8 protein-coding genes, 1 tRNA gene and 1 pseudogene are annotated in these 10,496 nt (G+C 45.4%); 3 read left to right on the top strand and 7 right to left on the bottom strand.

The window, feature by feature from the left end; genetic code table 11:
• Nucleotides 1–124: 124 nt before the first annotated feature.
• From F6K49_RS30015 to F6K49_RS30005, 3 genes are all read right to left on the bottom strand, one after another.
• The gene (locus F6K49_RS30015; RefSeq protein WP_293102463.1) at nt 125–2,962 is read right to left on the bottom strand and encodes a DUF3769 domain-containing protein; all 2,838 of its coding nucleotides are present in this window, start codon (nt 2,960–2,962) and stop codon (nt 125–127) included.
• A 210-nt stretch (nt 2,963–3,172) separates the two neighbouring features.
• Nucleotides 3,173–3,289 carry a photosystem II reaction center protein I gene (locus F6K49_RS30010; RefSeq protein ID WP_293021326.1) on the bottom strand — a complete coding sequence of 39 codons (117 nt, stop codon included), beginning with the start codon at nt 3,287–3,289 and terminating at the stop codon, nt 3,173–3,175.
• 391 nt (nt 3,290–3,680) lie between these two features.
• Nucleotides 3,681–3,752: transfer RNA gene (locus F6K49_RS30005), tRNA-Thr, on the bottom strand.
• A gap of 72 nt (nt 3,753–3,824) precedes the next feature.
• Here F6K49_RS30005 and F6K49_RS30000 point away from each other — a divergent pair.
• A complete protein-coding gene (locus F6K49_RS30000) occupies nt 3,825–4,124 on the top strand; it encodes a DUF3493 domain-containing protein (RefSeq protein WP_293102458.1) in 300 nt (99 codons plus the stop codon).
• Nucleotides 4,125–4,433: 309 nt separating this feature from the next.
• Here F6K49_RS30000 and recA read toward each other — a convergent pair whose 3' ends face one another.
• Nucleotides 4,434–5,519, bottom strand: a complete 1,086-nt coding sequence (gene recA, locus F6K49_RS29995) for a recombinase RecA (RefSeq protein WP_293021320.1) — start codon at nt 5,517–5,519, stop codon at nt 4,434–4,436.
• Between the two features lie 548 nt (nt 5,520–6,067).
• Between recA and xseA the strand changes: the two genes are divergently transcribed.
• Nucleotides 6,068–7,303, top strand: a complete 1,236-nt coding sequence (gene xseA, locus F6K49_RS29990; RefSeq protein ID WP_293102455.1) for an exodeoxyribonuclease VII large subunit — start codon at nt 6,068–6,070, stop codon at nt 7,301–7,303.
• Between the two features lie 17 nt (nt 7,304–7,320).
• Here the strand turns inward: xseA and F6K49_RS29985 are convergent, their stop codons facing one another.
• The 3 genes from F6K49_RS29985 to F6K49_RS29975 form a co-directional block, all read right to left on the bottom strand.
• Nucleotides 7,321–8,601, bottom strand: a complete 1,281-nt coding sequence (locus F6K49_RS29985; protein ID WP_293102452.1) for an aspartate aminotransferase family protein — start codon at nt 8,599–8,601, stop codon at nt 7,321–7,323.
• Between the two features lie 73 nt (nt 8,602–8,674).
• Entirely contained in the window at nt 8,675–9,322 is a 648-nt protein-coding gene (locus F6K49_RS29980) for a response regulator transcription factor (RefSeq protein WP_293021314.1), read from the bottom strand.
• Between the two features lie 152 nt (nt 9,323–9,474).
• Nucleotides 9,475–10,005: a ferredoxin gene (locus tag F6K49_RS29975; protein ID WP_293102449.1), complete on the bottom strand. Its 531-nt coding sequence runs from the start codon at nt 10,003–10,005 to the stop codon at nt 9,475–9,477.
• 382 nt (nt 10,006–10,387) lie between these two features.
• Here F6K49_RS29975 and F6K49_RS29970 point away from each other — a divergent pair.
• Nucleotides 10,388–10,496: pseudogene (locus F6K49_RS29970) on the top strand (co-chaperone GroES); the annotation flags it as partial.

Below are 10,496 nucleotides of genomic sequence, written 5' to 3'. Positions count from 1 at the left end.
GTGCTCCTCCCACCACTCCCGCCTCCCTACTCCCTACACCCGACGCCCGACCCCCGACTCCCGACTCCCGACCCCCGCCTCCCGACTCCCGACCCCCGTCTCCCGACTCCCGACTCCCGACTCCCTAATCATCCTCCCAGCTGTTGCTAAACGTATCAAAAGGCTCCGTTGCACCTGTCCAATTAAAATCATTAATTCGTAAACCAACTAAACCCCGTTGTTGAACTGGATTATAGCGCAATAAAATATTGTAGCTTCGACGAGAATACTCTAAAAAGAAATCAGTACTAATTTCCTGATTAGTATCTAAATTTAGGGAAGTCTGAAAACCCACTCGAAAGGGACCATAGAGTTGTTGGGTAATACCAGCATTAAGAATACGAGTATCTGCAACTCGGTCGAATAAAAATGGTGATGTATTTCCTAAAGCTACCTGACTATAGCTGATATTAAAACCCGTATAGTCCAGAAACGGTTTAGAAAAATGACCGAATTGCCCAGTTAAGCCAATGTTCCCACGGAGAAACTCTTGAGAATCACCGTTACTATAGGCACTAGCAACACCCGTAATGGATGAATTCAGTTGAATATTGGGAAGCAGTGGTGCTGGTGTATAGCGCATACCTTCTTCAGCAGTTGCTGGCAAGATTTTACCTTGCCAAAGGGGTTGTGTCCAAGTTAAGGTTGCACTCCCTTGATAACGGGTCAAATTAATCCGATTGTTATCCCGAGGTGGCAGAGGTAGCAAGTCTACTCGATCTGTGTTAGCATTAATGCGCTGAACGCCAGCTTGATATCGAATAGTCAAGCCAGTTTTCCCTAAGGGAATTGTCGGTGATTCAAATATACCCCCAATACTACTCTGAACGGTTTGGAAACCCAAAGACCCGTTAAAAAGGCGATCGCGGTAGCTAGCTTCTAAGGTCAAGCGATGAGGGTAGGTGTTACCAATAGTTTGTCGGAGGCGCAAACTCCCCCTAGTTTCGTTTTCTAAATCCTCAGGATCCAGACTAGTGAGTGCTGCGGAACCTACTAGTGTAGTGCGTGAACCTAAGGTAGCATCGAGGTCAACAAGCAAACCAAAGTTAGCCGGATCGATTACGCCACCACCTTCTGCATCATTGTTCTCATCTTCATCATTGTCTCCAAGAATAGCTTTTTGAAGAAAGAACTGTGGTGTTAGACTAAACCTGACCGAGGGAGTTTCAACTATCTTGAAGCCACGCTGAATAAACACACCACCCCGGTCGTCATCATCATACCCAAAATCCAATAAACTCGGTTGCCGCTCACGGCGGTCAATCACAAACCGTTCACGAAATGTAGGCAAGGAAAACCCTTGATCAAAAACCAGTCGAGGATTCTTGGCAACTACTTCATCTACTTCTGGGGAAATCCGTCTAAATCGAGCATTTCTGGTGCGCCACTCCAACTCTGGTGGGGAAAAGGGGTCGTTGGTAATTCTGACATTAGTAGCAACTCCTTCTAACCCGTCAAACTCCACCCGGTCGGCTTCATAGCGGAATCTATTGATAGTCCCTTCTATTTCTGGGGATTCTATGGTTGTTGTGCTTGTCCCAGTTTCAGCATTGGGAATAACCCGAGCACCAAACTCAATGGCAAAGGCTCCAGGATTACTAATTCCAGTTAAGGGCTGGCTATTAATAATTCTGCGACTGACCGGTTGAGTTGGGGGGGGTGGCCCAGAATCTGAACTTGCTCTGACAAATTCTCCCCTAGCCTTGAAAACCACACCAGTATCTTGAACAAAATAATACTCAAAGCGCTCTCCCTCTAGCACCTGGTTACCACGGGTCAGAGCCACATTCCCATCCGCAACCACAATCCGAGTAGGCAAGTTGACTTGCAGACGGTCAGCTTCTAGTAAGGCATCTTGGAACCGCAAGGTAACATTACCCACCGCTGTAATCACTTGTCTGGTTTGGTCATACTCCTGACGGTCTGAAGTCAGCTCAAGTATGTCTAGCTGCTCATTGGTATCGAAGGTAATTGTAGGAGCAGTAACTTCGGAATCTAACTCGGAACCAGATTGGGGTTGAGACAAGTCTTGGTCTGATGGTGGTGCAGTCTCGTCTAGGGAAGCTGGGTTAGATTGTTCAGGGATGATTAACTCAAACTCTCTAGTCTCTCCCCCCCGCTCTTGAGCTATAATGCGCTTGCTTCTAGCAATTGGCAAAGGGCAATTGGAATTGATACTCAAGGATTCATCTGGATTCGGTAAGGTTTCAAGAGTAGAACATGGTTTGGGGTAGGATTTGACAGCAAAGAATCTTTCCTGATTCCCAGGCTCAGGTTTAATCTCAGGTTGGCTATCAGCTTGGCGATCAGGTTGGCGTTGCTCAATTGAAGTCCGATAATTCCCCCCAAAATTGGGTGGTGAGGGGGGCAGGGGACTTTGAAGGTTTTGTTCCCCCCAGCGAGGGATTGCTCGCTGGGGGGCTAGGGGGGCGGAATCATACCCAGAATCAGCAACGGGTGTCTCAGAAGTAACCGATGAGGAAAACCTAGGAGAAACCCTAGTAGAAAATTCCGGTTCCAGAGTTGATGGTGCTTCTGGAGTTGGACTCTTGAGTAAGGACGTTAAATCAGGATTGAGTGGTTGCTTGATTCCTAGTTTTAGAAGAGCTTGTTGCCACTGTTGTCCTTGCCCTAGTTGCCAATTGTCTTGGCTGTTTGTTATCCTTGGCAAGGTCTGGCCAACTGCTGGGGAAATGGGTGGACCTAAGCTAGCAGCGCTTTTGTCTGTGGCTAATATTGGGAAAGCCTCAATCTTGAGCTCTCCTGTGGGGTAGGGTTTGAGCAGTACCTGGTTTTGCTGTTTTTGGTACTGTGCCGAAACGGTTATGGTTTGAGATAATTCATCTAGGTGGCTAGTGGTCTGGGAAGGTTTAACGGTTTGAATAATTGCGGGTACGACCGGCGGCTGAACTGGCTGGGGCATTTTTCACTAATTGTCTGGTGTTTTACTATTCAGACCAACAATCCTTGACTCAATCCCCAAGATTGTAGTTCCAAATCGGTTATCGACAAAGACAGCCCATATTACAATAATTAACCACAAATACAAAACCACCCTCCTCTAAGAGCGTGGTTTTGTCTGTATAGTCCCGTGTTAAAGAGCTGTGGCTATCTCTAGTTGGCCGATCGCTATTTACTCGAAATCCTTCCGCTTAGGGTTACGAGATGGATCGTTTGACAAAAAGCCAAACACAAATAAGGCAATAAAGAAGCTAACGACTATATAAACAATGATTTTGAGGGTTACCATGTTGAGTTCTCCCAAGAAGATATGAAATACGGAAGATGAAGAAGTAGGTGAGACATTGGTCTAATGGTGAAAGTTCTAGAATTTGGAATCTAGATCAAAAACCATCTTACCTCGCTACACGATTAACTTCATACTTTTTTAAGATCATACCTAAAGGTGGCTCCCATTTGAGCTTTAATATCCTTAAAACTAATATCAGTGGGTAAGCAGTCAGCGGTCAGCGGTCAGCGGTCAGTGGTCAGTGGTCAGTGGTCAACAGTCAGTGGTCAGCGGTCAGCGGTCAGCTGATTTTATTCAAAAGCTGTTCAGTGTAGCTTGGCCACAGGCCTTTGGCTGATAGCTGATAGCTGATAACTGATAGCTGATAACTGATAGCTCTATGCTTACCCAAAGCCGATGAGCGGATTTGAACCGCCGACCGTTCGATTACGAATCGAATGCTCTACCACTGAGCTACATCGGCACCAGTTTATTAATATAGCAAATATTACTATAGCAATAGCAAATCAGTCAGCTAAGTTAGGGTAAAACATTAATGACAAACTCGAACTCAAAAAATCCTGACCCCAATCCCAAAGTCTCTCGGCAAAAAATCAATCCAGAGAAGTATGCCAGGCTAAAAGCAGAAGCACAACATCCCTACCGAGGCTTAAGAAAGTTTATCTATATTGCCTTCGGTGCCTCTGGTTTTATCGGTGCAATGGTTTTTTTAGCCCAGTTAGCTGCTGGGAAATCTGTAGCTACTGCCATGCCTAACTTGGCTCTGCAAATTGGTGTAGTTATCTTGATGGTTTGGCTATTTCGCTTGGAAAATAAGGCAGAACGAAAAATATAGCAGGAAAACCATGATACTCCTTTGAGCCAAAGAGGAATCTCAGGTATACTAGTAGGAGAAGAGTATCATCAAAGCCATGGTGAGCATAGGCTCTCTTATGGATCCGATTAGGTCACTCCGGCTCAGCAGTTATAAATTTTAGACCGCTTTTTGATTAGAAAGTACACTCAAGAAAAGTTAATTTTAAGCATTTAGCGATCAGCGGTCAGCGGTCAGCGGTCAGCTTATTTTATTCAAAAGCTGTTCGGTGTAGCTTGGCCACAGGCCTTTGGCTGATAGCTGATAAGCGACACGCTGATAGCTGATAGATTAAGCTTCCTCATCTCCTGCTTCTAAGCTATCCGCTTCCTTGCTATCCATAGGAGCCACTGAGTTAGCTGAAACTACTGCTCCCATGTCGAGTTGCTGACGTACTTGCTGCTCAATATTCTCAGCAAACTCGGGATGTTCAACCAAATACTTAACTGTATTATCCCGACCTTGAGCAATATTGTCCCCATTGTGGCTGTACCAGGCTCCCTTGCGCAGAATGACTTTGGTTTGTTCTGCTAAATCCACCAAACACCCTAAGCGGGAAATCCCTTGGCCAAAAATAATGTCAAACTCTGCGATGCGGAAAGGAGGGGCAACTTTATTTTTGGCAACTTTGACTTTGGCACGAATCCCATATTCGCCCTCGTTAGATTTTTTCAGGGTTTGAATTCGACGAATATCCAGGCGAACTGAAGCATAGAACTTAAGTGCATTACCACCAGTAGTCACCTCTGGGCTACCATAGGTGATGCCGATTTTTTGTCGTAGCTGATTGAGGAAAATAACAGTACACCCAGATTTACCAATGTTACCAGCAATCTTGCGCAGCGCTTTACTCATCAACCGCGCCTGTAAACCCACTTGGTTATCACCCATTTCCCCTTCAATTTCTGCACGGGGTACCAAAGCGGCTACGGAGTCAATAACAACGATATCGACTGCAGCAGAACGAACCAGCTGATCCACAATTTCTAGGGCTGATTCCCCTGTGTCAGGTTGAGATACTAAAAGGTTGGCGATGTCAACCCCCAAAGCGGCAGAGTAGGTAGGATCAAGGGCGTGTTCTGCATCAACAAACGCTGCAACTCCCCCAGATTTTTGCACTTCTGAAACGGCATGCAAAGCTAGGGTTGTCTTCCCAGAGCTTTCTGGACCATAAATTTCAATAATGCGACCTTTTGGCAGACCACCCCCCAAGGCTAAATCTAGGGTAATTGCCCCACTCCGAATTGTTTCCACTTTCATCCGGGTGGCATCACCCAAGCGCATGATGGCACCTTTACCAAAATTACGCTCAATTTGTTTTAGTACCAGGTTCAGAGCTTTTTCTTTTTCGGGACTGTTTGTGATTGGGGTAGCCATGGATGCCTCAAAAAGTTTACTGTATCGGGACTGGTTAGGTAGTTTGGATTCTAAGTTATCGCTCTATAAGAGCTGTGGTGTGAATTTTAATTTTATTGAAATTAGGGCTCTTTACCGATTTGACTAATACTCTATATTAGGCCAACGGTCAGGTAAATCCCATCCCTTGTTAAGATTGGTGTTGCTCAAGCCTCCTGGATCTCAAATGCAAGGATAAGGCCAGAGTATAATTACTGATCCATTCTAACGGTTGAAAGTCCTTCAGCTCTCTGCAACACTGCTTGGTTAAGCTGGGTAGGAATGTTGAGGAGGATCAGTGACTTGGGTAAATTATAGTACAAAAGTACTTCCTTGTAAAGGAACTAGTCAGATTTTGTCAGTTGCTAAGGGCACGAGTCTTGGCATGGGCTACCCACTAGGAAATACTTTTGTTCAGAATTTAAATAAAATTGGTTACATAGAATCAACAAAACCCTTGTTGAGTCACTAAACAACATTCAACAGCATTATGTGAAAAATTATTAATTTAATAGACGATTAGCTTAACAATGGCCTCATCTCTAATCAATTCCCTATTCTCAGAAGCAATTGTGTCGGTTGCTGGGTTAACCGACTATATCCAAGAGTTGTTAGAGGAAGATAACCAACTCCATAGAGTTTGGGTGATTGGAGAAGTTTCTAGTAGCAACAACCATCCAAAAGGGATGTTTTTTACCCTCCAAGACCCAGATGCCAAAGCTACTATACAATGTGTAGCCTGGAGGAGCCAGTTAAGCAAGCTGGTGCAGGTACCAGCACTAGGAGAACAGTTGATTATTTTGGGCAGCCTCCGAGTTTATCCTCAGCGGGGACAGTATCAGCTAAATGTTTGGCAAGCCTTACCGGCGGGTGAGGGGTTGCAAGCCTTGCGCTCACGCCAATTACGTCAACGATTTGAAGCAGAAGGATTATTTGACCCACAACGAAAGCGCCCCCTGCCGATTCATCCTGAAACTATTGCTGTGGTTACCTCCCCCCAAGCTGCCGCTTGGGGAGATATTAAACGTACACTAAAGCAACGGTATCCTGGTTTACGAGTCTTACTTTCACCAGCTCAGGTTCAGGGGGAACTTGCTCCAACCTCAATAGTTAACGCTATTGATCGAGTCGAGGGGGATGGCAGAGCCAAACTGCTGATATTAGCTAGAGGGGGTGGAGCATCAGAGGATTTAGCTTGTTTCAATGATGAACGGGTGGTGCGAGCAATTGCTCAATGCTCAATACCGGTGATCACTGGTATTGGTCATCAACGGGATGAATCCTTAGCTGACTTAGTAGCTGATCACAGTGCTCACACTCCGACAGCAGCAGCGGAAAAAGCTGTACCAGAACTGATTACCCTTTATGCTGAACATCAACAGCGGCGGACTAGCCTTTATCAAGCGGTGACTCAAATCACAGAGGCATCTCGCCATAAACTGCACCATCTACGCACACGATTGCGACACTTAGCTGTAGACCAAAAACTACACCAGGAACAAAATGCGATGGCATTTCAGCATCAGCGATTGTTGCAAGTTACATCAAAGCGTCTGAGCCAAGGGATCCAGCACTGTCAACTTCTCAAGGAAAAGCTCAATACCCTTGACCCTCAAAAAGTCCTACAACGAGGCTATGCACTAGTGCGCACCGCAGACAGAACCATTGCTTCGTCTACAGAAAATTTGACTCCTGGAGAAGAACTACAAATTCAGTTAGGTGAGGGTCAAGTTAAAGTCAAGATTATCGAGATTGTTGATAGTTGACGGTTGAGGGTTAACGGTTAAGTTAAAGCTTGTAAGGCTTGCTCTACAATAAGAGCTGCTTGGTCAACTTCACCGGCTGAGACAATTAGGGGTGGAACAAAGCGAACTACCTTTGGTCCTGCTGGTACCAACAACAAACCCCGTTCCATCACAGCTTTAACTACATCAATTGAAGTTAGATCAATATTTGATTTCAGTTCAAGCCCATTAATTAGACCCCAGCCTCGCACTTCTTCAATCACTTCGGGATATTTATTAGCGATCGCTGAGAGTCTGGTGCGCAGCTGCTGACCCCGCACCTGAACATTGTGCAAAATATTCTCCTGTTCCAAGGTTTTCCCCACAGATAGGGCCACTGCACAGACAAAGGGATTACCACCAAAGGTGCTAGCGTGCTCTCCCGGTTGGAAGATATCACAGAATTTCTTAGACATCATCGCTCCAATGGGAATGCCACCAGCCAATCCCTTAGCACTGGTGAAGATATCTGGCTCTATTCCCAGATTCTGATAGCCCCAGTATTTACCAGTGCGACCCATACCCACCTGGACTTCATCTAGAATCAGCAGGATGCCAGTTTGATCACAGATCTTTCTAACTTGCTGGAAGTAGTCTAGGTCTCCTGGGCGAACACCCCCTTCTCCCTGCAATGGTTCGAGCATCACTGCTGCTACTCGCCGATTTCCCTCATCAATATCTGCGATCGCATTTTCCAGTGCCTGAATATCGTTGTAGGGTACGTACTCGAATCCAGGTACCAAGGGGTCAAAGTTTTTCTGGTACTTAGGCTGGCCAGTTGCCGTGATTGTTGCCAAGGTTCGCCCATGGAAACTGGCCTGAGCGGTCAAAATCACTGGCTGTTCAATATCGAGCACAGTGTGGCCATATTTCCGTGCCAGTTTGATAGCAGCTTCATTAGCCTCCGCTCCCGAGTTACAGAAAAATACTCGTTCTGCACAAGAATGGTCAATGAGCCACTTCGCTAATGCCCCTTGCTCTGGAATGTAGTAGAGATTGGAAACATGGTTTAGCTTTTGGATTTGCTTAATTACCGTTTCTACCACAACTGGGTGAGCATGACCTAAGGTACAGGTAGCAATCCCTGCCACAAAGTCAAGATAGTCTCGCCCAGAAGTATCCCAGACATGGCAACCGGCACCCCGCTCTAAGGCAATAGGAAAGCGTCCATAGGTTTTCATGACCCTAGCATCGAATGCAGTTAGGTCATAAGGTGCCCCCCCAGCCGGAGCTGACTCTGCCGGTGGCGAGGGATTGTTAACAATAGTTTCTGGGCTCACGAGCTTAGTCCTTGTGTGATTAGTGAATGGTCAAGGTTGGCTTTCTAGGATTTACCAATCAGCGTACGGAGCGTTATGCCATACTATTTTCAATTGCCCAACGAGCTAATTCAGTACGGTTATGGAGACCCGTTTTCCCTAGCATGTTCGATACATGGCTTTCTATGGTGCGCTGAGAAACATTCAGTTTCTCAGCTATTTCCCGATTTGCCATACCTCTTGCCACGTGCTGGACAACCTTTAGCTCAGTAGGAGTCAACTCAACATCGTAAGGAACTTTAATTTTGGGTGTGCTGTCTGGACCAGAACCTGAGTGAAGGATTAGACGAGACGCTTGCTTGAGGGAGGATTCCACCTGTGCTACCAGTTCTTCTGGCTCAAAGGGCTTCACCATATAAACATCCGCACCTTTATTAAGACCCTTTACGCGATCTTGGCTTTGACCCTTGGCTGAGAGAAAGAGTATGGGAATCCAGCTGGTGCGAGAATCATCTCTGACCTTTTCTACCAGGGTATAGCCGTCCATCTCTGGCATCATTACGTCACAGATAATCATATCAGGAATATCCTGCTCTAAAATGTCCAGAGCTTCTTTCCCATGTTCAGCAGTAATCACTTCGTATCCCTGAAACTCGAGGTAGTCCTTGACTAACAATATGAGGTTGGGGTCATCATCAATCAGCAGCAGTTTTTTTTGCTCTCTTACAGCATTGTCCTTCATAACTGTAACGTTTGTTATACTTTGCTTGCTTAATTTTATTAATAGTGGTAGTACCTCTTGCCTTTTCTTATGCCTGGAAGTTACCAAGCTGCTTTAACTCTCCAACCAATAATCCTACCTCACCATAATTAGGGTTGGTAAGGAAAAGGATCTTAACCTGGTTGGGGTTGGGTACCATTTGCTGCCATTGCCTGGTAGTCTGAAGCAGATGCTTGAAGAGTTTCTGGCAAAGGATGAACTAAAAAAGCATAGTCTTCTAAAACTTGGTTGCCAATAATATGCTCTTGAATAATGCGTTCAATTACCTCAGGGGTAGCATGGTGATACCAAACACCATCTGGGTAAACTACCATCACAGGACCAGAGGTACAGACTCGCAGACAATTAGCCTTGGTGCGAAAAATGCAACTTGGCTCAACCTCCTTGGGCTGGTCTAGTTTTAGCTCTTTTAGGCGTTTTTTAAGATATTCCCAGGATTCAAGGCTAATTTTTTTTGAGCAGCATTTCGGTTTAGTTTGATCAGCACACAAGAAAATGTGGCGTTGAATTTGATTAAGTCCTAAGCTCTTTACGTTAGCGGCTAGGGTAAGTTGTTCCGATTCTCCGAGAGTCGAAGTGTCAGAATTATCAGAATTATCAGAATTAGATGGGGTAGCTTCAGGCTCAGTTTTGTCTGCTGGCATGAGTTTTAGGGCTTTTGTTGTGTGAGGATGAGTCGAAAGGACGAGAGTAAGAATATATCTGTTATATCTATTTGCTGGTTTTAGTGATCAGTGGTCAGCAGTCCATGGGTTGTAGTTCTGGTTTTTTAATCAATTCCTGGGACTAAGGTCAAACCTTAGATGAAACAGGTACAAGCTACACCATACCGATACGGATACACAGATAATAACCCAAAGCTATATCATCCGTGCATTCGCCATCTGTTAACCTACTATGAGTTCGGGAACCCGTACAGAGGTATTTATTGCCATCTCTTGCTGATTTTGAGTAAATTAGCACTCAGGAGCTGAGAGTGCTAAATCGGCTCAGATGAATCAGATGAACTAGAGAGGAAAAACTGATATGGCAGCTGTAACTCTGAGTGTTTCCACCGTTAAGCCCTTAGGGGATCGAGTTTTTGTTAAGGTAAGCGCCGCTGAAGAAAAAACTGCTGGCGGTATCCTACTACCGG

This window comes from Moorena sp. SIO3I6 (assembly GCF_010672095.1).
Note: the sequence above shows the minus strand (reverse complement) of the source record. Positions and strands in the feature narration are given on the sequence as shown.

Coding starts and splice junctions, on each gene's coding strand:
- xseA (WP_293102455.1), top strand. CDS start 6,068: ATGGCCTCATCTCTAATCAATTCCCTATTCTCAGAAGCAATTGTGTCG.
- F6K49_RS30000 (WP_293102458.1), top strand. CDS start 3,825: ATGACAAACTCGAACTCAAAAAATCCTGACCCCAATCCCAAAGTCTCT.
- F6K49_RS30010 (WP_293021326.1), bottom strand. CDS start 3,289: ATGGTAACCCTCAAAATCATTGTTTATATAGTCGTTAGCTTCTTTATT.
- F6K49_RS29975 (WP_293102449.1), bottom strand. CDS start 10,005: ATGCCAGCAGACAAAACTGAGCCTGAAGCTACCCCATCTAATTCTGAT.
- F6K49_RS30015 (WP_293102463.1), bottom strand. CDS start 2,962: ATGCCCCAGCCAGTTCAGCCGCCGGTCGTACCCGCAATTATTCAAACC.
- recA (WP_293021320.1), bottom strand. CDS start 5,519: ATGGCTACCCCAATCACAAACAGTCCCGAAAAAGAAAAAGCTCTGAAC.
- F6K49_RS29980 (WP_293021314.1), bottom strand. CDS start 9,322: ATGAAGGACAATGCTGTAAGAGAGCAAAAAAAACTGCTGCTGATTGAT.